Raw genomic sequence first — 19421 nt, forward strand, 5'->3', positions numbered from 1 at the left:
CCGCCGACCACCTCGCCGACCACGACCCCGCCGACGAGCACCTCACCGAACCCGCCGGGCGGCTCGGGCACGATCGTCGGTGTGCAGTCGGGCCGGTGCATCGACGTGCCCAACGCGACGCAGACCAACGGCACCCGCGTCCAGCTCTACGACTGCCACGGCCAGTCCAACCAGCAGTGGACCTACACCTCCGGCAAGCAACTGCAGGTGTACGGCAGCAAGTGCCTCGACGCCAACGGGCAGGGCACGGCCAACGGCACCGCGGTGATCATCTGGGACTGCAACAACCAGACGAACCAGCAGTGGAACGTCAACTCCAACGGCACGATCAGCGGCGTGCAGTCCGGACGCTGCCTGGACGTCTGGGGCACCGGCAACGGCCAGCAGGTCCAGATCTACGACTGCCACGGCCAGTCCAACCAGCAGTGGCGGACGAATTTCGGCAACAACCCCACCCCGCCGCCGACGACCTCCCCGCCCCCGACCGGATCATGCTCGCTTCCGTCGTCGTACCGCTGGTCGTCGACGGGTGCGCTGGCGAACCCGCAGAACGGGTGGGTGTCGCTCAAGGACTTCACCAACGTCGTCTACAACGGGCAGCACCTGGTCTACGGGTCGAACGTGTCGAGCGGCGGATCGTACGGCTCGATGAACTTCAGCCTCTTCACGAACTGGTCCGACATGGCCTCGGCCGGCCAGACCGGGATGGGGCAGGCCACGGTGGCGCCCACGCTCCTGTACTTCGCCCCGAAGAACGTCTGGGTGCTGGCCTACCAGTGGGGTCCCAACGCGTTCAACTACAAGACCTCCAGCGACCCGACCAACGCCAACGGCTGGTCCGGGGCGCAGGCGCTGTTCACCGGGAGCATCTCCAACTCCAGCACCGGCGTGATCGACCAGACGCTCATCGGCGACGACCAGAACATGTATCTGTTCTTCGCCGGTGACAACGGCAACATCTATCGGGCCAGCATGCCGATCGGGAACTTCCCCGGCAGCTTCGGCTCCAGCTACACGACCGTCATGAGCGACTCGCAGGCGAACCTGTTCGAGGCGGTCGAGGTCTACAAGGTCCAGGGCCAGAACCAGTACCTGATGATCGTGGAGGCGCTCGGGAGCCAGGGCCGCTACTTCCGCTCGTTCACGTCCAGCAGTCTGAGCGGTTCGTGGACTCCGCAGGCCGCCAGCGAGAGCAACCCCTTCGCCGGCAAGGCCAACAGCGGCGCCACGTGGACCAACGACATCAGCCACGGTGACCTGGTCCGCAGCAACCCCGACCAGACCAAGACCATCGATCCGTGCAACCTCCAGTTCCTCTACCAGGGAAAGAACCCCAGCGCGGGAGGCGACTACAACCTGCTGCCATGGCGGCCGGGTGTGCTGACCCTGCAGCGCTAGCCGTTTTGTCCGGCCGGCCTACCGGGCGTACGCCACCGGTAAGCCGGCCGGGCTCCCCGGCAGGCAGGTCGGCTGACCGCGGATGGAGAGAACGTCTCGCCGCCTGGCACGAACTCGTACAATAGGTGCAGAACAGGCGCGCGAACGGAGACTTCCGATGGCGACCGTGACGTACGAAACGGCGACTCGCATGTTTCCGGGCGCCACCCGACCGGCGGTCAGCCGACTCGATCTGACAATCGAGGACGGCGAGTTCCTGGTGCTGGTGGGCCCGTCGGGCTGCGGGAAGTCCACCAGCCTTCGGATGCTCGCCGGCTTGGAGTTCGTCAACGGGGGCCGGATCCTCATCGGCGACCGTGACGTGACCCGGCTGGCGCCCAAGGAACGCGACATCGCGATGGTCTTCCAGAACTACGCCCTGTACCCGCACATGACGGTTGCGGAAAACATGGGGTTCGCGCTGAAGATGGCGGGCGTCCCGAAGCAGGAGCGGGACCGCCGCGTCCAGGAGGCAGCACGACTGCTCGACATGGAAGACCTCCTCGGCCGCAAGCCGGCGGCGATGTCCGGAGGCCAGCGGCAGCGCGTCGCGATGGGCCGGGCGATCGTGCGCGAGCCTCAGGTGTTCCTCATGGACGAGCCGCTGTCCAACCTGGACGCGAAGCTGCGAGTGTCGACCCGGACCCAGATCGCCGCGCTGCAGGCCCGGCTGGGCATCACCACCGTGTACGTCACCCACGACCAGGTGGAAGCCATGACGATGGGCGACCGGGTCGCGGTGCTGAAGGACGGGATCCTGCAGCAGGTGGACACGCCGCTCCGCCTGTACCAGGTGCCCGCGAACGTGTTCGTGGCGGGGTTCATCGGCTCGCCCGCAATGAACCTGTTCCCCGTTGACCTGGTGGCCGAGGGCGGCCGACTGGGCGAGACGGTCCTGCCCGTGTCTCCTGAGATCCTGGCAGCGGCGCATGCCCGCGGGCTCGATCAAGCCACGTACGGGGTGCGGCCGGAATCCTTCCGGCTTGCCGACGGCCAGGGTCTGCCGGTTACGGTCACCGTCGTCGAGGCGCTTGGCTCCGATGCCTTCGTGTACGGCACGATTGCCGGCGCCGAGAATGGTCGGATCGTGGTCGCGCGGGTTGACCCCCGGCGGCCGCCGCGCAAGGGCGACACGGTGCATCTGATGCCGACGACGGACGAGGCGTACTTGTTCGACCCGGAGACCGGCGAGCGCCTGTTCAGCCTTTGACCCCTGACCCGATGTTCGTCGAGGTGAAGCGCTTCTGGAAGATCAGGAACAGGACAACCGGCGGGATCGCCAGCAGAACTCCCCCGGCCATGTTCGCGCCGTCGGGGTTGGTTGCCCGGCCGGCGACGTTGTTCATGTAGTTGGCCAACGCCACCGCGAACGGTTGCATGTTCTGCTGCTTGGTCACCAGGAACGGCCACAGGAACTCGTTCCATGGGCCGATGAAGGTAAGCAGGACGGCGTTGAGGATGGCCGGGCGTGCCAACGGGATAGCGATGCGCAGCATCGTCTTCAGTTCGCTCGCACCGTCGATACGGGCGGCCTCGAACAGTTCCCTGGGCAACTGGAGGAAGAACTGCCGGAAGATGAAAACGGCCGTCGAGTTGATGGCGAACGGGATGATCATTCCGAGGTATGTGTCGCCCAGACCGTAGGCACGGACGATCAGGACGTACAGCGGGATCTGCAGCAGCTGGAACGGGATGACCAGGACCAGGAGCACGGCGGAGAGCACGGTTGTCCGTCCCCGGAAATGCATGACCGCGAGGGCGTAGCCGGCGAGTATGCCGAACACGACCGTGCACAACAGCACGCCGATCGTGAATACGGTCGAGTTCACCAGCGCCCGGGGCGCGTCGATCGCCTCGTTGATCTCCTGGTAGTTCCTTACCGTCATGTTGTCCGGCTGTGGCAGGACGCCGGCGAACGACTTGTCGGCCTCCGCCTGAAGGGAGCCGATCACCATGTAATAGAACGGAAAGATGAACACGACCGCGCCGACGGCCAGGATCAGCATCCTCAGCCGGTTACGCGGGGTCGGCTCGACGGAAAGCTGCTGCTCGGTCGGCTCACCCTTCGATGAGGTCGTCGCCGGTGTGCTCATCATGCCCTCCGTCAGTCCCGTTCGAGCAGTCGCCGCTGGACGAGCGCGATTCCCAGCGTGACAACCAGCAGGATCATGCCGATGGCCGCCGCATATCCGGCCTGACCCTGCTCGACACCCTTCTGGTACATGTAGAAAACCGGCGTGACCGACGCGCCGTTGGGCCCCCCTCCATTGGTGAGCAGGTAGGGCTCCGTGAACAGGTTCATCCCGGTGATGGTCGCGAGGATGACGACCAGTGTCGTCGCCGGCCGGACGCCCGGAACCGTGACCGACCAGAATTTCTGAACCGTGCCCGCTCCATCCACATCGGCGGCCTCATAGCGCTCCTTGGGTACGTTCTGCAGCGCCGCGAGGTAGAGGAGGATGAAGAACCCGAGCTGCTTCCAGGTAACGAATATCGCGATCATGGGCATGGCCCAATACTTGTTGATCAGCCACGAGGGGTCGGGGGCGAGCGGCCCGAGGATCGTGTTGACCAGGCCGGTCTCGCCGAACATGAAGAGCCAGACCGTCACGATCGCCACGCTGGCCGTGACGTAGGGCGCGTAGTAGGCGCCGCGGAAGAACGACAGCCCGCGCATCTTCGCATTCAATGCGTATGCCAGCACGAGCGAGAGCAAAACCGTTGCGGGCACGTTGACGATCATGAACTCGAAAACGTTGAACAGCGAACGCTGGAACGTCGGGTCCTGGACGGCCTCGGCATAGTTTTGCAGGCCCACCCACGGCCGGTCGACGGTGGCCCCCGGCGCCGCGAAGAAGTAGTCCTTGAAGGAGATGAAGAACTGCACGATGAGCGGGTAGACAAAGATGGCTGCCAGGAACACCACGTAGGGGAGAATGAAGAGCAGACCGACGGGCTGTTCACCCAGCCATCTCTCCTTCTCCATCGGAGGTTCGGACGGCGCGCCAGGTACTGATGGCATGACATCAACCTTTGGCCAAGAGGTCGTCGGCTCGTGCGGCCGCGTCGGCGAAGGCCTTGTCGATCGGCTCGTCGTCGAACACCACCGACGCGGTCCAGGCATTTCGGAACGTCTGCCAGATCTCGGTGGAGTTGGGCACGTTCGGCACCTCCACGACGCGACCCGCCTGGTCCGCGAACTGCTGGTAGTCCGGATGCTTGACGAAATAGCTCGCGTAGACCGTGGGTAGGTTCTGCCGCATGGGCATCTGGCCGGTCAGCTCGAGGAGCCGGCCGTCCGAGTCCTGGCTCGTCGCGAACTTCACGAAGTCCCAGGCGGTGAGGCGGTGTTCGCAGGCGAAGTAGATGGCCAGCGACTTCTCGTCGCTGAACGTGTGGATCTGATCAGCGGGTGTCCCGTCCTCGGTCGGAACGGGAACGACACCCCAATCGATGGCGGCCTGGTAGACGGAGATCGCCCAGGGCCCGACGATCGCCATCGCGGCTTGGCCGTCCTTGAACGAGTCACCGTTGTAGCTCTCCTGCGGGGCGAGCTTCTCCGCGTACATGGTCCGCCAGAACTGCCCCACCGCCACTCCGTCGGGGGAATCGAACGTCGGTCGTCCGTCCTCGACGAGCTGCTGCCCGGTTCGCGCGGCGAACAGCGGATAGAAGTCGAACCAGGACTGGAAGAACTCGCTCGACGGCGCCGGCCAGATCGCCGCGTGCGCAACGCCCTTCTGCACGAGAGTCCGGGAGGTCTGCAGAAACTCGGCCCACGTCGTCAGCTGCGGGTGCGCCGGGTCGAGTCCCGCCTCGGCGAAGAGCTTCTTGTTGTAGAAGATCATCACTGGATTGACCTTCCATGGAATCTGGTAGAAGCGCCCGTCCGGTGACCGGTACTGGTCGGCCAGCTGCTTGCCGGTCCGCGCCTCGACATACGAGTTGCCATCCGGAAAGACGTCAAGGGGCACCAGGCCGCCCGCCTTCTGAAACTGCGGCACCGCCGAGGGAGCGGTATTCATCACCACGCACGGTGCGTTGCCCGCCACGATGGAGGCGTAGATCACCTCCTCCGAGGTCTTACCGGCGGGGATCTGCTGCGCGGTGACCTTCTCATCCGGGTGCTGGCTGTTCCAGGCGGCGACCACCTTCTCGCCCCAGGCCACCTCTTCGGGGTTCGTCGAAAGCCAGACCTCGATCGGACCGCGCGAGGTGTTCGCGGACTCCGGCGGTCCACCGCCGTCGGAAATGCAGGCCGCGAGCAAGACCGACGCAGCGGCGGCCCCGAGAACCGAAATCAGGCGCCTTCCCATACCCGTCCTCTAGCCCCCTGATGACTCAATAGGAACAGCAGCGGATATTGGCGATACCAGCATACTTGCAGCGCTTTGCCGCGGATCGCCAATTACTAAGCACATAGTCGGTTAGAGGGACATACCAACGGATCTCACCGCCGAATCACGGTGAAGCCGCTCGGCAAGACCGGTGCCGACACGTCGTCTCCGGGGTCGTCGTAGCGGGCCCGGAGCCGTCCCGCGGCGTCGTAGACCTCGGTGACCGACGGTCCGCTCCCCGGCACGGCCACCGCGACCCGGCGCGGCGACTGTGCCGCGCTCCGCAACAGCGCCGTGCCGTGCGCGCCGGCGCCGAGCAGGAGCCGGGAGACCATCGGTTCGAGCATCACCGCGTCGACCGAGGTGGTACCCCGCGTGCCGCGGGTCGACAGCCTGGTCGCGGCCGCCGGCAGGACGGCGGGGAGGGCGACCGGCAGCAGCGCGCCCGGCGCCGGTGAGGCGCCCTGCGGACCGATGTCGCCGCTGCGTACGCGGCCCAGGCTCCGCTCCCCTGACATCCACACCGTGGCGGCGCCATTGCCCGATTGCAGGTCGACGACCGGGAGCACCAGCCGCGCCTGGTCGGACGCCGCCAGCCGCCACGAGACCCGCCCGCCGGCCGGGACACTCGCGTAGGCCGCCCCGCTCCAGGCCGCTTCGCCGGTCCAGCTCGAGGACGGGGTCACGACCGTGGCGCCGTCGGCCAGCCTGCCGGCCTCCGCCTCGACCGTCGTCGTGCCCACCCGCTCGACGATGCCGGCGGTTCGTGCCACGGCCGCGATGTCCGGGTTGGCGTCGAGCACCAGCATCGTCAGCAGCGCATGGATCGTCGACTCGGCGCCGGAGTTGCGGTTGACCGTGCCGTTCGCCTCGATCGTGTCGACGGTGGTGCCGGCCGCCGGGTCGTAGGCCCGGACGCCGGCGGCGTTGGCCCCGAAGAACCAGGCCGCGGTCATGCCCGCGAGCCGGCGGAAGCCGGCCCGGCCCGTCGCCTCGGCCACGGCCAGCAGCGACTGCACCCGGGAGTCCACCCCGTACGCGATCTGGTTCCGGTCGTCGGCCGTGGGTTGGCGGCCGTTGTCCGGCCCTCCCGAGGTCATCAGCCACGGGGTGAAGACCGCGGCGTCCTCCACCGCGGGGCCGATCAGCGACGGGGCGTGCAGTTGCGTGCCGGCGCGCGCCAGGGCGGCCGGCATCTGCGAGGCCCAGGCGTGCCAGACCGAGCGGGACAGCGCCCAGGGGCGGACGGCGCCGAAGGGCCAGTGCCGGGCGTTGCCTCCGGACATTTGCGCGATGCCTTCGGCGAGCTGCCGCATGACCGTACGCGCCCGGTCGCTCCCGCCTGCCCTGACGTACGCCGCCAGGCCCAGAACCGCCTCGGCGGTGGCGTCCGCGCCGTCGACGATCAGCCACGCGGGGGTGCGCCGGCCGTCGATGATCTGGTACGTGCCGTAACGCCCGAGCACCTGACGCTCGACGGCGTCGACGGCCAGCTCCATGCGCCGGCGCAGGAACGCGGCGAAGGACGGGTCGGTGTCGCGGAACGCCGCACAGCCCTCGCCGAGCGCCCAGATGGTGCGGGCCAACCAGTAGGACGGGCCGCTGTCGGAGGGGTCGGGCGGCTCGACCGGCACCGGGCTGGCGTTCAGGGTGCCGTCGGGCTGCATCCACAACACGACGTTGCCCCGGTTGAGTCCGGTCACCGTCTGCATGTAGGTCAGGCCACGCAACAGCTCGAACGCGGCGTAGCGGCTCGCGGCGGATCCGGTCTGCCGCCAGTGGCGCAGGTAGACGACGGCCGCCCGGGACACGTCGTCGGCGTTGAAGGCGCCCTGCTCCCAGGTGTCGGTGGCGGGATCGTAGGCTCCGCCGCCCAGCCGGCTCCAGGTCCCGTTCGGCCCCGGCGCCGAATACGTCCACAGCTCACCGACGCTCGGCCGCGCAGCGATCTGATACGTCGTGTGGCCCGGTTGTTGAGGCGGAGTCACCTGTACGCGCAGGAAGTCCAGGTGCGCGGTGTTGGTGAGCGGCGCCGTGGGGGCGGCCATCACGGTGCCGGTGGCGACCGATGACGGCAGCGACCCCACGATCAGCGTGACCAGGACGAGCACCCCGAGTGACCGGGGACGGATCATCGCGAGCCCCTCCAGCGCAAGCCGGGCCTATCTACCCATACTCCACCAATCATTACAGAATTGGCACCGGCCGGCGGGGAACCGGTCAGGGGCTGGTGCAGGAGACGTCGCTGGGCGCGGTGCTGCTGCTGCCGGTGACCGTGAAACCGAAGGTGGTCGAGGCGTTCGCGGCGACGGAACCGTTGTAGCCGGCGTTGCGGACGCTGACCGTTCCGCTGGTGCCGGAGTTGGTTCCGTTCCACAGGCTGGCGACGGTCTGTCCACTGGCCAGTGTCATTTGGGCGGTCCAGCCGCTGAAGGTCGCGGAGCCGGTGTTGGCCACCGTCACCTCGCCCTGGAAGCCACCCGGCCACGTATTGACCATGCGGAACGTCGCGGTGCAGGCCCCCGTCGGCGCGGTGGTGGGGGGCGTGGTGGGCGGTGTCGTGGGAGGCGTGGTGGGCGGCGTCGTGGGCGGCGTGGTAGGCGGCTCGGTGGTGGGCGCGGCGTTGAGCGCGTTGAGCACGGCCGTGTACGCGGCCTTGGGACTGCTGTTGCGGTCGAAGAGCAGCGGGTTCTCGCTGCCGCGCCAGGAGTCGCTGTCGCGGATGCCCCACGTGGTGATGCCGACGCAGCGGGGGACGTTCATGCAGGCCTGGGTCAGTCCGGCGTACTGCGATGTGGCGGCGTTGGTGACGTCGACCTCGGTCAGGGCCACGTCGACGCCGAGAGCGGCGAAGCTGGACAGCGTCTGCTGGAACGTGCTCGGCAGCGAACTGCCGCCGGTGAAGTGCGTCTGGAAGCCGACGCAGTCGACCGGGACGCCGCGGGACTTGAAGTCCTGGATCATGCGGTAGACGCCCTGCGTCTTGCCGTACGACCAGTTCTCGATGTTGTAGTCGTTGTAGCACAGCTTCACGCTGGGATCGGCGGCACGCGCGGTCCGGAACGCCGCCTCGATCCAGTCGTTGCCGGTCGCTTGCAGATTGGACTGCCGCCGGCTGCCGTCCTCGGCGAAGGCCTCGTTGACGACGTCCCAGTAGGCGAGCTTGCCTTTGTAGTGGGTCATCACCCCGTTGATGTGCTCGATCATCGCCGACCGCAGCGCGCTGCCGCTGAGGTTGCGCCAGAAGCCGGGTTGCTGACCGTGCCAGGCGAGGGTGTGGCCGCGGACCCGCATACCGTGCTGGGTCGCCCAGTTGTAGATCGCGTCACCGGCGGTGAACGTGAACTGGCCGCTGTAGGGCTCGGTCGCGTCCGGCTTCATTTCGTTGACCGCGGTCATCATGTCGAACTCACGGTTGGCGATCGTGAGGAAGCCGGAGTCACTGAGGCGGTCCTGCCCCATGGCCGCTCCGAAATAGCGGCCGCTCTGCTCGGCCGCCGCTTTCAACGTGGTACCGGCCGCGCTTGCGGCATCGGCGTGGGCGACGGTGACCAGGACCACCGCCGAGGCGACCAGGGCGGCGCAGGCGCCGCCGAGAAGCGGTCCGAGGCGGCCCGGGCGGACGGAAATGTCGTTCATCGGTGCGCTTCCTCCTCGAGGTCCTGGCGGCTTGCGAGGGGCGGTCGCGGCCCTTGACGGCACCGCGCTGGGAGCGCTCCCAACGTTATGGAAATTGAAGCACATCACAGTTATGTACTTCAATGGGAGCCGTCGTCGGTCAGAGTGCGGACTTGTCCGGCTTACCGGCGGCGGTGAGCGGAACCCGGTCGATGACGGTGATCGTCTTCGGGACGGCCGGCCCGGTGAGCAGCCCGCGCAGCGTCGCCGCGTCGGGGCGGCGGCCGGTCGCGGGCACCACGAAGGCGTGCACGGCCTCGCCGGTCTCGTCGTCGGGGCGGCCCACCACGTACGCCCACCTGGGCGCCCAGGCTGTGCACCCCGTCGACCGCGCCGTTGTGCCATCCCCACCAGACGCGCAGGTCGCCCGGCAGATCGAAGCCCACCTCGGCGGCGTACGCGTCCAACTCCGCCTCGCTCAAGCCGGGCGCGAGCGAGCCGGGCGTCGGCGCGCCCTGAGCTCGCCACGCCGCGGCGAGCCGGTCGAGATCTTGTTGTTGAAGCACGCCGTGATAGTGCCAGCAATGGGCGCACGAGTGAGGACGGGAATGGCTATGCCTCGTCCGGTGCGTAGTGCTGCGACTGGCGTCGCATGATCTCGCGCATCGACGTCTCGCGGCTGACGCCGTAGACCGTGTTGGGGAAGTCGAGACCCTGCTGCACGGACCACAGGTCGTCGTGCCGGTCGGGCGAGAACAATTCGGCTGGATCGCCGGCCGCGATCCAGCCGATCGGTACCACCGTTCCGGGCCGCAGGCGCGAGTTCACCTGCAGCACGCTGTTGATCCGCAGCTCGCTGCCGGTACCGGCGCGGGAGCCGGGAAACATCGACGCGCCGGTCGCGATGAAGACCTCGTCCTCGACGTGGGTGCCGTTGAGGTGGGTGTGCGGACCGACCAGCACCGAGTCGCCGATCACGAGCGGGTGCTGGGCCCGGCCGCGCAGCAGGGCGTGCTCCATCACCACGACGTCGCTCCCGATGACCACCGGGCCGTGCACGGCGTGGATCACCGCGAGGTCGAGAACCCTCGACCCGGCACCGATGGTCACGTCCCCGGTCACGATGGCATGCGGTGAGATCCAGGCGTCCGGGTGCATGTTGACCATGCCCGCCAGTCTGCGCCGGATCCCGGCCCGACGCACCGCGATCAGCACCACACCACGCCGGCCTGGTCGCCCCGGCACGCTGGTCCAATACGGCAGACCGGTCAGCGGCCGGTAATCTGCACCCGCACCCAGTCGTCAGAGACCAGCAGCATCGTGACAAAGCCGGTGCCCGAAAACTCCCACTGCCGGTCATGCACCTGGTACGACTGGTCCAGCCATTGACTCACCGCCGCCCACGATGCGGCCGGAACGGCTCGCCGGGCGCAGTCGAAGACGTAATCGCGCAACGGCGCGTCCGCAACCACGCGGACCTTGGCACCGCCACCCGCGCACTCGAGATGGCGCAGCCGCCCGGCCGTGTCGACCTCGAAGACCGCGTCGATCATGCGGCCCTTCGCCGGCTGAACGCCCGCCCGATACACGGTCTCCCGCAGCTCCCCTCGCCGCTGCGGGCTGGTGCGGGTCAGATGCCACGTCTGCTGCAACCCGGCGGCGATCGCCTCGGCCGACGCACCGGCGAGCGGAACGAAGTCCCAAACCTTTGTCGAGTCGGACGCGTAGGGCCAGTCGGGCGGCCCGGACGGGACGGACGCCTCGGACGGGACGGACGCCTCGGACGGGACGGACGCCTCGGACGGGACGGACGCCTCGGGCGATGCCGCGGCCGGCGTGCTCGGGGCCGGACCGGAGGATCGGCCGGGCGATGCAGGAGGGTCGGCGGAGCAGCCGGCCAGGCAGACCAGCAACGCCACGATCCCGATGCGGCCACCCGTCAGCACCTGAGCACCTCTGACACATATCGATATGACGTTAATCGATATCCTACTGGCGACCGGACAAGCGAGGTGATCCGTGGGCAACGCACGACAGTGGGTCGTCCCGCCGGCCGTAGGTCTGGCCGCCGGGCTCGGCCTGGGCGCCTACTGGACCTGGGCCGAGCGGATGAGCCGGCCCTGCGAGGAGCACATCTGCTGGTTCCCGGTCTATCCGTTCGGCTGGACGGCGGGAGCGATGTTGCTCCTGGCGGGCTCCGGCCTGCTGCTGCTGTTCGCCGGCCGGCGCGGCCTCTGGGCGGCGTCGGTGGCGGCGATCGGCTCGCTCGGCGTCGGCCTCGCGATCGGGGCCTACGACGGCTTCGCGTACGGAACGCCCCGCCCGCCGTACCCCTTTCTCGCCGCCGTAGGCGTGGCGTCGTTCCTCGGCGCGGCCGCGACCCGAGTCGCCCGGCCCGCCCGGCTGATCGGCGGCAGCATCGTGGTCGCGCTCGTGGCCGCCGTGGTCGCGGGCGATGTGACCAGCCCGCGCCGCGATCGGCTGCACCGCTTCACCGAGCTCGCGGCGGTGTCCCGGCTGCCCGATCAGAGCCGCTGGCGAGTCACCTCGGCGGAGGCGTACCCCCGTTACCGCACGATCGAACTGCACGTCGCAGCGATCTCGGGCGGCCCGACCACCGTCCTGCTCGAGCTGCCCACCCCGCCGACCTGGCAACCGCCGAAGTCCTGCGGCCCCAACCATAATTCCCTGGCCATCGCCCTGTTCTTGGGTACCGAGGTCCGCGGCGGCAGCTGTACGGCCTATCCGGGCGGCGGATGGCAGCGGATCCACCCGAGCGAGGTAGATCTGCTGGACGTCCAGGGTGAACTGCTGGTACTCGCCTCGCCCGAGTCGTCGGACCAGCCGGTGCAGCCGGCCGTACAACGCGAGATGATGCAGAGTCTCCGACCGGCCACCCCACGGCAAATGGCCGACCTGTCCGCGACCTGAACCAGGCCACGCGGTCAGATCAGCAAGAGTCAGGCCACACAGCCGACCGATCTTTGGGATCACCCTGCCGCTCAAAGCGGTCCAGAAAGGTCTTCGTCCCGGCGTCGGTACGAGCCGCGGTCAGCATCGTCGGCGCCAGCGACGCGTGACGGCGATCCCGGCGCGGCAGAAACGCTGCGGCGGTGTCATGCCCTCCCTCCCCCACGCCGTCGAGGCCGCAAAGGCTCCCGCCCGCGCCGAGCTGCCGTACGCTGCTAGCTGTTCTCTTCGATGTATTTGGCCGGATCCTTGTCGGCGAATGACAGGCCCTTGCCTCGCGGGTGCTCCGCGAAGAAGCGCAGCCAGCGCGCCCCGAGCTCGAAGCGCAGTTCCCGGCTCGCGTGCTTGCGGAAGTCGGGCAGCACCTCGTCCTCCTCCTCGGCCAGGTGCTCGCTGTTCTCGGTGCGCGCCCTCCACACCCCCTTCCACCACGCGTCCGAGCCCACCGGGTGCTTACGCGCCTCCTCGATCCCGTCCCGGATCTTGTTGTGGTCGCGGATCGCGTCGTCGGTCTCCTCCTCGGCCTCGTCGCCGCCCGCGTCCTGCAGCAGGTGCGGGTAAAGGATCTCCTCCTCCGCATCGGCGTGGATGTCGAGGTGCAGTGCCAGCGGCGTCCAGATCGCCTCCAGATCCTCCGGCGACTGCGCGTCGTCCAGCCGGGCAAACCCGACCCGGAACCGGTGGTGGTCCTCAAGAATCAGCGCGGTGATGTCATCCATGACAAGCACGGTACGGCCGGCCGCGGGCCCACGCCCGCCGACAAGCTGGAACCTGTGGACAACCGCTGAGACCAAGCCGACGTCAGAGGCCCGCACTCAACCCGACGGCCGAATCATGACAGCTGTTCTGGCCAGGTAGCGAGCACAGTCATGGCCGACTCGATGTCCGGCCGATGCGCGATGGCCCACGCGTCGATCGCTGGGTGAATCATCGGGGCGGACCCCTGAATGCTGGCTGCCGTGAGCAACAAGGTGGCCACGAGGAACCGGTTGGGCGGACCGAAGATGCCGAACGGCACATCGACCACGCTCTCGCCGTCGAGAAAGAATTCGGCCCATTTGCTGTACATCTCGACAGAGAGCCGGCCGATCGTCAACGTGCTCACGCGATCTCACCCGCGCTGACGATGCCGGCGTCGTACCTGCGCGCCCCGGTCCCCGCCTCAAGGCCGTCGAACAGGCCTTCGCGGTCGTACCCGATCTTGACGTTGACGAACCCACGCCCACCGCTCTCGGCGATCGCGCCGGAGATCCCGGCCGGTGGATGGAAGCGGTCGGTGAGGCTGATGGTGAGCATGTCGCTCCTTGACAATCTTGATGCAGATGGGACGGGCACAGGGAGACCCTGGATACCGCAACCAGTCCATCGGCCGAAGCGCGTTGCACTTCAGGGAACCGCTGGCGTACTGCCGCCAGGTTCACCACCGAGGCGCCGGTCGACGGCGACCACGTTGAGGGCGACGGCGGATGGCTTCATGGGATGCGGATGCCGAAACCAAGCACCCCGTTGACTTCCGACTGGTGCACAACACTTTCGTCACCATGTTCTGGCGGTCGTCGATCCTCGATGAGACGGTCGAGTTCAGTTCCCCGACTACTTCGGGCAGAACCTCGACCCGCTGAACGACTGCATGAGAGACGTCGCGTCCTGCGAGTACGGCTGGAATGCCGACGCGACCGGATTGGTAATCTGAGGGCCTTCGACGACTTCGCGACGGTGGATCGTAAAACGGCTCAGGGCATGCTCGACATCTTCGCTGACCAGGCCCGCAGCGCATTCCTGATCGGCAATCGCATCATGATCGAGTGCAGCGCACCGAACCCGGTCATCGTCGGCGGTTGATCGCTGACCGGCCGGAGCGGCGGGGTACGTTTGCCTCATGATGACCTTGCCCGAGGGCCTCCTCGACCTGCTACGCCGGCCGAGCCCGTGCTTCATCGCCACCGTCGACCCGGACGGTTCGCCGCAGTTGACCGAGACCTGGGTCGACACGGACGGTGAGCACATCGTGATCAACACGGTGGAGGGCTTCCGGAAGGTACGCAACATCGAACGGGACCCGCGTGTCTCGATCATCGTGACCGACCCGGACAAGGTGACCGACTACTACTCCGTGAAGGGCCACGTCATCGACGTGACCCCGAAGAACGGCGCCGAGCACATCGACCAGCTGGCACACAAGTATCTCGGCCGGACGTACCCATGGTTCGGAGGCCGCGATCAGGTGCGCCTCATCATGACCATCGCAGCCGACAAGATCGTCCACGCGCCGCGTCGCTGACCTCACAGGCCAGCCGCGGCCAGATCACCGGCGCAGCGGCGCCGGCAGCAGGCGGCCGGAGGTCGTACCGTCGCCGAGCTGGCCATCGTAGTTGGCGCCCCAGCACCAAAGCCGGTGGAATGAATCGACCGCGCAGGTATGCTTGCCGCCCGCCGACACCGCTCGCCATCGCACGTCTGCGCGGACGCTGGTGGGTACGCTGCGGTTCACGGTGGTGCCGTCGCCGAGCTGGCCGGCCTCGTTGTCGCCCCAGCAGAACAGCGCCCCTTGACGGCCTGTTCCGCAGGTGTGCAACCAGGCGGTGGAAACGCCGGTCCAGGTGACGGTGGACCCGATGGCCTGCGGCGTTGGCTGACTCTCCTGCGGCGCCTGGCCGTCGCCGAGCTGACCGTAGATGTCGCCGCCCCAGCACCACAGCGTGCCGTCGGTGCGGGTGCCACAGCTGTGGTAATCGCCGGCGGCGGCGGTGGACCAGGTGGTGTCGGAGCTGACCTGGTTGGGCAGGCGGTAATCGGTGACGTTGGGGCCGAGTCGACCCGAGCCGGGGCCGCCCCAGCACCACATCCAACCGGTCGCATCGACCGCGCAGCTGTGGCTGGCTCCAGTCGCCACCGCCGACCACCTGACGCCCGTCCCGACCGCGACCGGCACGTGGCGGTCCTCGGTCGTGCCATCGCCGAGCTGGCCGACCGTGTTCTCGCCCCAGCACCACAGTCCGCCGATGGCGTCGATCGCGCAGGTATGGTTGCCGCCCGCCGCGACCGCCGACCACCGGGTGCCGGCCTGCACCCGCACCGGGGTCCGCCGGTCGGTTGTGCTGCCGTCACCGATCCGACCGGATCCATTGCCGCCCCAGCACCACAACCCTGCGCTCGTATCGATCGCGCAGGTATGAGCGGCGCCTGACGCTACCGCGGACCACCGCGTGGCGGCCTGGACCTGGACCGGGCGTAGCCGGTTGGTGTTCGTGCCGTCACCGAGCTGCCCGAACGTATTGTCGCCCCAGCACCACAGGGCACGATGGACCGTCGTGGCGCAGGTGTGATTCCAACCGGCGGACACCGCCCGCCACCGCGTCTGCCCGGCCGAAGCCTGCGCGAAGGCGGCCGGCGTCGCCGACGAGATAGCTGCGATCATCGCCATGGCAGTGGCCAGGGCGACCCTACCCACGAGCGTGCGGACACCTCTTCGGCTCATCGCTTCTCCTACGCGGTCTTCTCGTACGCGCCGGGATAGTGACACCGAACCGGGCTCAGCTGTCGTGTGCGCGCTGGGCTGTGCTGTGCGCACCGGCCAGGTCGTCGACCAACGGCCGGATCCGATACTGCACCAAATGGCCAAACATGCGCAGCCGCTGCGGACACGTTTCGCGGCATATGCAACATTCGAGCCGCCGCGCAGGCAGTTGCGCTGGGCTGTGATCCCGACGCCTGCGCGCAGCCTGGTGGCCACCGGTGATGTTCGGCGTCTGCGCCATGGGGTGCGCGGGCAATCTTTCTGGGCGGTGAAGAATCGACGCAGGCAAGGAAGCCAATGATCAACCAGGATCCCGCAGGGGTCAGCGGACCGGCGTGGGCGCAGCCGGCTCGGTCACCTCCCGCGGTTTCCGGCTTCGCGCCCAGCGCCGCATGGCAGGCCGTTCGACCAGTGCATACAGCAGCCATCCACCGGCCAGGGTGACGATGAGGAACAGCACGGCGACCGCGAGCGCCGCCGGAGTACCGAAGCCGTCCTCATGCCCGAGCAGCCGCCGCACATAGAACACGGTGACACCCTGGCAGAGATAGAAGCCGAAGGAGACCTCCCCGAGCCACCGCATGGTGGGACGGGCCAGCATGCGCGACGTCCCGCGCAGGTCCGCGGTGGCGACCGCGCCGATCAGGGCGGCGATCGGCACGATGGTGGCCACGGTGAAGCCGTAGAGGAACGGCACGTACAGCGCCGCCACGTAGCCGGCCGCCGTGGCCAGCAGGGCCTGCGGAATGGTCACCGCGGGCCACTTTCCCGCCATGATGATGCGCGCTAGCAGGACGCCGATGATGAATTCGAACAGCCGTGACGGCGGGAAGATGTATCCGAACCAGAACTGCGTGGTGGATACCGGCGTGATCGGCGAACGCGGGGTGTCGGGGATCAGGAACTGGGTGACGAGTTCCACCGCCACCATGGCCGCGACCGCGACCGCCACCCAGAACCACAGACTCCGGACCGGGATGCGACGGATCGGCCGGATCAGGAACGGAAACGCGAGATAGAAGAGCAGCTCGGAGCAGAGCGTCCAGCTGGGCGGGTTGACGCCGACGTAGATGTCCGCCTGCGGGAAGAACGAGTGCACCAGGAAGATGTTGGGCAGCCAGGCGCTCCACGGCGTGATGGCCGCGGCGAATAACAGCATCGAGGCGGACCACAGGACCAGGTGGTTGGGGAAGATCTTCAGGAGCCGGCGTCGCCAAAACGGTCCGACACCCTCCCCCTCGCGCGACGACCAGGTCAGCACGAAGCCGCTGAGCACGAAGAAGAACGAGACACCAACGTAGCCCGCCTTGCTGAACAGCCACGCCGTGGCGTCGGCAAGGGCCGGATCCGCGAAGGGGTTGATCGGCTTGTTCGGCGGGATGGGCGAGTTGGCCAACGTGACGTGGAAGCAGAAGACGAGCAGCGCCGCGAAGAAGCGCAAGCCGGTGAGCGATGGCAGGCGTGACCGGAGCTGCTCCGCCGGTGGGCGGTTTTCGGGCATGGGTGATGGCCTTTCCGAGTGAACGATCCGGGGGTACGGGACGACAGTCAGGCGGCAACCGTCGGGTGCGCGGCCGGGTCCGCCGCGGCGGCCCGTACCGCGCGGCGCGTGCCGCGCTGGATGCCGACGGCACACAGGATCAGGCCGCCGGCGGCGAGCGCGGCGCCGGCGAGGTTGGGGGCGGCATAGCCGAGACGGGCGTCGATGACCACACCACCGAGGTACGCGCCGACGGCGTTGCCGAGGTTGAAGGCCGCGATGTTGACGGCGGCCGCGAGCGTCGTCGCACCACCGGCCTCCGCGATCACTCGCATCTGCAGGCCCGGGACCGTCGCGAAGCCGACCACTCCGAGCAGGAACAGCGTGACCGCCGCACCCGCCTGGGAGGCGACGGTGAACCGGTACGCGAGGAGCACCCCGCAGAGCAGTGCGAGCAGCACCAGCAACGACCGGGCCGGGAAGCGGTCGGCGAGCCGGCCGCCCGCCGCGTTGCCGATGCACAGACCCGCGCCGAACAGGACGAGCAGCCACGTCACCGTGCCCGGCGCGAAGCCCGCGATCTCGGTCATCATCGGCGCCACGTAAGTGAATGACGCGAACAGCCCGCCGAACCCGAGCACGGTGGTGGCCAGGGCGAGCCAGACCTCGACCCGACGGAGCGGCGCCAGCTGCGCGCGTACGGTCTCCCGGCGCGACACCGCGTCAGCCGGGACGAACAGGAGCAGGCCGACCAGGCTGACCACCCCGATGGCGGTGACCGCCCAGAACGTGGAGCGCCAGCCGAACCGCTGCCCGAGCGCCGTGCCGAGCGGCACGCCGAGCACGTTGGCCAGCGTCAGCCCGCTGAACATCAGGGCGATGGCGCTGGCCCGCCGGTGTGGCGCGACCAGGTCGGCCGCGAGTACCGAGCCGATGCCGAAGAACGCGCCGTGGCACAGCGCCGCCACCACCCGGCCGGTCATCAGCATCGGATAGTTCGACGCCACCGCACACAGCAGGTTGCCCGCGACGAACAGCAGCATCAGCCCGGCCAGGGCGTGACGCCGGTTGACGCGGGACGCCGCCAGCGCGAGAACGGGGGCCCCGGCGACGACACCCAGCGCGTACCCGGACACCAGGCTGCCCGCGACCGGGATGCTGACGTGCAGATCCGTGGCCACCTCGGGCAGCAGGCCCATGATGACGAACTCGGTGGTACCGATGCCGAACGCGCTGATCGCCAACGCCAGCAGGGCCAGGGGCATGGGTGCTTCTCCTCGGCGGATGATCGACGTGCTCAGTCGGCAAGGTGGTACTCGACGGCGAGCCAGACGCAGTCGGTGTCCGCGTGGTATTGGTGCCACGGGTAGGTGAAGGTGGTGTCCGGCCCGATCCCGCAGAACGGCACGGGTGTCGCGTATCCGGGACTCATGAGCACGTCCTCGTAGAGGCTTCCGGGTTCCCGGTCGGCGAACTTCTGCATGCGCCCATTGCCGATGATCTGAGCGTGCGTCTCGATGAAGTCGTGCCTGTTGTGGATGCCGCAGCCGGTGTCCGGCGGGGCGTACCAGAGCATCAGCCGCACTGTGAAGTCGCGGAGGCGGCTGCCCGGGTGGGTCACGCCTAGGGTGACGTGCGGGTCGAACCGGACGGTGCCCACGTCGGCCTGCGCCGAGCGGTAGAGCGGCGTCGTACGGGGAAAGACGTCCGGTCCGGCGATGTCGGTGAAGTGCTGCCAGCCGGGCTCGTCCGTGATGCCGGCGACCGGCTGCTCGTCGAGCCCCCGAAGCAGGGCCACCGCTCCCGCATGTGCGAGCGTGCTGTCGACCGCGATGGTCGACGAGAACGCGGGAATCGGCGTCCGCGGCAGGCGGTCGAGGTAGGCGGGCGTCGTGTCGAGGTTGACCACGATGACCCGGCCGGTGAGCGGCAGGTCGCGCACGGCGGTGACGACCCGCGCTTCGAGGTGACGGCCGGAAAAGGGCAGGGTGGTGACCCGGTTGTGGGGGGACATGTCGATCCTTTCGCGCCGGAGGTGGCGGTGGCCGCGGGCGGGTACGGC

General features: G+C 68.4%; 19 protein-coding genes and 1 pseudogene. 5 read left to right on the plus strand and 15 right to left on the minus strand.

Annotation, left to right across the window (positions count from 1 at the left end; all coding sequences use genetic code 11):
- Both ODJ79_RS38530 and ODJ79_RS38535 read left to right on the plus strand, forming a co-directional pair.
- Positions 1–1398: non-reducing end alpha-L-arabinofuranosidase family hydrolase (locus ODJ79_RS38530; protein ID WP_263028636.1), on the plus strand; the 1398-nt coding region annotated here is incomplete at its 5' end.
- Between the two features lie 157 nt (positions 1399–1555).
- Positions 1556–2647 carry an ABC transporter ATP-binding protein gene (locus tag ODJ79_RS38535; RefSeq protein ID WP_263028637.1) on the plus strand — a complete coding sequence of 364 codons (1092 nt, stop codon included), beginning with the start codon at positions 1556–1558 and terminating at the stop codon, positions 2645–2647.
- Here ODJ79_RS38535 and ODJ79_RS38540 read toward each other — a convergent pair.
- The 8 genes from ODJ79_RS38540 to ODJ79_RS38575 all read right to left on the minus strand — a co-directional run bounded on the left by ODJ79_RS38540 (position 2637) and on the right by ODJ79_RS38575 (position 11338).
- Positions 2637–3530: a carbohydrate ABC transporter permease gene (locus tag ODJ79_RS38540; RefSeq protein WP_263028638.1), complete on the minus strand. Its 894-nt coding sequence runs from the start codon at positions 3528–3530 to the stop codon at positions 2637–2639. The two genes, ODJ79_RS38535 and ODJ79_RS38540, sit on opposite strands and share 11 nt — an antisense overlap.
- 11 nt (positions 3531–3541) lie before the next feature.
- Complete coding sequence (locus ODJ79_RS38545; protein ID WP_263028639.1) at positions 3542–4423, minus strand: carbohydrate ABC transporter permease; 882 nt, start codon at positions 4421–4423, stop codon at positions 3542–3544.
- Between the two features lie 40 nt (positions 4424–4463).
- Positions 4464–5753, minus strand: coding sequence for an ABC transporter substrate-binding protein (locus ODJ79_RS38550; protein WP_263028640.1), 1290 nt, complete (start codon positions 5751–5753; stop codon positions 4464–4466).
- Positions 5754–5887: 134 nt separating this feature from the next.
- Positions 5888–7909 carry a hypothetical protein gene (locus tag ODJ79_RS38555; RefSeq protein ID WP_263028641.1) on the minus strand — a complete coding sequence of 674 codons (2022 nt, stop codon included), beginning with the start codon at positions 7907–7909 and terminating at the stop codon, positions 5888–5890.
- A gap of 85 nt (positions 7910–7994) precedes the next feature.
- Positions 7995–9413, minus strand: a complete 1419-nt coding sequence (locus ODJ79_RS38560) for an endo-1,4-beta-xylanase (protein WP_263028642.1) — start codon at positions 9411–9413, stop codon at positions 7995–7997.
- 139 nt (positions 9414–9552) lie between these two features.
- Complete coding sequence (locus ODJ79_RS38565; protein WP_263028643.1) at positions 9553–9741, minus strand: AMP-binding enzyme; 189 nt, start codon at positions 9739–9741, stop codon at positions 9553–9555.
- Between the two features lie 263 nt (positions 9742–10004).
- Entirely contained in the window at positions 10005–10559 is a 555-nt protein-coding gene (locus ODJ79_RS38570; protein WP_263028644.1) for a gamma carbonic anhydrase family protein, read from the minus strand.
- A 101-nt stretch (positions 10560–10660) separates the two neighbouring features.
- Entirely contained in the window at positions 10661–11338 is a 678-nt protein-coding gene (locus tag ODJ79_RS38575; RefSeq protein WP_263028645.1) for a hypothetical protein, read from the minus strand.
- A gap of 73 nt (positions 11339–11411) precedes the next feature.
- On the opposite strand from ODJ79_RS38575, the gene ODJ79_RS38580 reads away from it, so the two are divergent.
- Positions 11412–12323, plus strand: coding sequence for a hypothetical protein (locus ODJ79_RS38580; protein ID WP_263028646.1), 912 nt, complete (start codon positions 11412–11414; stop codon positions 12321–12323).
- A 254-nt stretch (positions 12324–12577) separates the two neighbouring features.
- Here the strand turns inward: ODJ79_RS38580 and ODJ79_RS38585 are convergent, their stop codons facing one another.
- The 3 genes from ODJ79_RS38585 to ODJ79_RS38595 form a co-directional block, all read right to left on the minus strand.
- Complete coding sequence (locus ODJ79_RS38585) at positions 12578–13081, minus strand: hemerythrin domain-containing protein (protein ID WP_263028647.1); 504 nt, start codon at positions 13079–13081, stop codon at positions 12578–12580.
- Positions 13082–13194: 113 nt separating this feature from the next.
- Positions 13195–13467: a hypothetical protein gene (locus ODJ79_RS38590; RefSeq protein ID WP_263028648.1), complete on the minus strand. Its 273-nt coding sequence runs from the start codon at positions 13465–13467 to the stop codon at positions 13195–13197.
- Positions 13464–13658, minus strand: coding sequence for a hypothetical protein (locus tag ODJ79_RS38595; RefSeq protein ID WP_263028649.1), 195 nt, complete (start codon positions 13656–13658; stop codon positions 13464–13466). Before ODJ79_RS38595 ends, ODJ79_RS38590 begins: the two co-directional genes overlap by 4 nt.
- 298 nt (positions 13659–13956) lie before the next feature.
- Between ODJ79_RS38595 and ODJ79_RS47315 the strand changes: the two are divergent.
- Together ODJ79_RS47315 and ODJ79_RS38600 are read left to right on the plus strand one after the other, a co-directional pair.
- Positions 13957–14055, plus strand: a pseudogene (locus ODJ79_RS47315) (barstar family protein); the annotation flags it as partial.
- 186 nt (positions 14056–14241) lie between these two features.
- On the plus strand, positions 14242–14643 hold the full coding sequence (locus tag ODJ79_RS38600; protein WP_263028650.1) for a PPOX class F420-dependent oxidoreductase: 402 nt from the start codon (positions 14242–14244) through the stop codon (positions 14641–14643).
- A 24-nt stretch (positions 14644–14667) separates the two neighbouring features.
- On the opposite strand, the gene ODJ79_RS38605 is transcribed toward ODJ79_RS38600, so the two are convergent.
- From ODJ79_RS38605 to ODJ79_RS38620, 4 genes are all read right to left on the minus strand, one after another.
- The gene (locus ODJ79_RS38605; RefSeq protein WP_263028651.1) at positions 14668–15840 is read right to left on the minus strand and encodes an RCC1 domain-containing protein; all 1173 of its coding nucleotides are present in this window, start codon (positions 15838–15840) and stop codon (positions 14668–14670) included.
- 361 nt (positions 15841–16201) lie between these two features.
- The gene (locus ODJ79_RS38610; protein WP_263028652.1) at positions 16202–17380 is read right to left on the minus strand and encodes an acyltransferase family protein; all 1179 of its coding nucleotides are present in this window, start codon (positions 17378–17380) and stop codon (positions 16202–16204) included.
- A gap of 47 nt (positions 17381–17427) precedes the next feature.
- Positions 17428–18624, minus strand: coding sequence for an MFS transporter (locus tag ODJ79_RS38615; protein ID WP_263028653.1), 1197 nt, complete (start codon positions 18622–18624; stop codon positions 17428–17430).
- A 32-nt stretch (positions 18625–18656) separates the two neighbouring features.
- A complete protein-coding gene (locus tag ODJ79_RS38620; RefSeq protein ID WP_263028654.1) occupies positions 18657–19373 on the minus strand; it encodes a hypothetical protein in 717 nt (238 codons plus the stop codon).
- Between the last annotated feature and the right edge of the window lie 48 nt (positions 19374–19421).

The organism is Actinoplanes sp. KI2, from assembly GCF_025630775.1.
Classification (GTDB): Bacteria; Actinomycetota; Actinomycetes; order Mycobacteriales; family Micromonosporaceae; genus Actinoplanes.

What these genes read in the sequence shown, in the direction of transcription:
- ODJ79_RS38550 (WP_263028640.1), bottom strand. Translation starts at nt 5,753, where the DNA reads ATGGGAAGGCGCCTGATTTCGGTTCTCGGGGCCGCCGCTGCGTCGGTC.
- ODJ79_RS38545 (WP_263028639.1), bottom strand. Translation starts at nt 4,423, where the DNA reads ATGGAGAAGGAGAGATGGCTGGGTGAACAGCCCGTCGGTCTGCTCTTC.
- ODJ79_RS38610 (WP_263028652.1), bottom strand. Translation starts at nt 17,380, where the DNA reads ATGCCCGAAAACCGCCCACCGGCGGAGCAGCTCCGGTCACGCCTGCCA.
- ODJ79_RS38570 (WP_263028644.1), bottom strand. Translation starts at nt 10,559, where the DNA reads ATGGTCAACATGCACCCGGACGCCTGGATCTCACCGCATGCCATCGTG.
- ODJ79_RS38615 (WP_263028653.1), bottom strand. Translation starts at nt 18,624, where the DNA reads ATGCCCCTGGCCCTGCTGGCGTTGGCGATCAGCGCGTTCGGCATCGGT.
- ODJ79_RS38535 (WP_263028637.1), top strand. Translation starts at nt 1,556, where the DNA reads ATGGCGACCGTGACGTACGAAACGGCGACTCGCATGTTTCCGGGCGCC.
- ODJ79_RS38585 (WP_263028647.1), bottom strand. Translation starts at nt 13,081, where the DNA reads ATGGATGACATCACCGCGCTGATTCTTGAGGACCACCACCGGTTCCGG.
- ODJ79_RS38540 (WP_263028638.1), bottom strand. Translation starts at nt 3,530, where the DNA reads ATGAGCACACCGGCGACGACCTCATCGAAGGGTGAGCCGACCGAGCAG.
- ODJ79_RS38560 (WP_263028642.1), bottom strand. Translation starts at nt 9,413, where the DNA reads ATGAACGACATTTCCGTCCGCCCGGGCCGCCTCGGACCGCTTCTCGGC.
- ODJ79_RS38605 (WP_263028651.1), bottom strand. Translation starts at nt 15,840, where the DNA reads ATGAGCCGAAGAGGTGTCCGCACGCTCGTGGGTAGGGTCGCCCTGGCC.
- ODJ79_RS38595 (WP_263028649.1), bottom strand. Translation starts at nt 13,658, where the DNA reads ATGCTCACCATCAGCCTCACCGACCGCTTCCATCCACCGGCCGGGATC.
- ODJ79_RS38620 (WP_263028654.1), bottom strand. Translation starts at nt 19,373, where the DNA reads ATGTCCCCCCACAACCGGGTCACCACCCTGCCCTTTTCCGGCCGTCAC.
- ODJ79_RS38600 (WP_263028650.1), top strand. Translation starts at nt 14,242, where the DNA reads ATGATGACCTTGCCCGAGGGCCTCCTCGACCTGCTACGCCGGCCGAGC.
- ODJ79_RS38555 (WP_263028641.1), bottom strand. Translation starts at nt 7,909, where the DNA reads ATGATCCGTCCCCGGTCACTCGGGGTGCTCGTCCTGGTCACGCTGATC.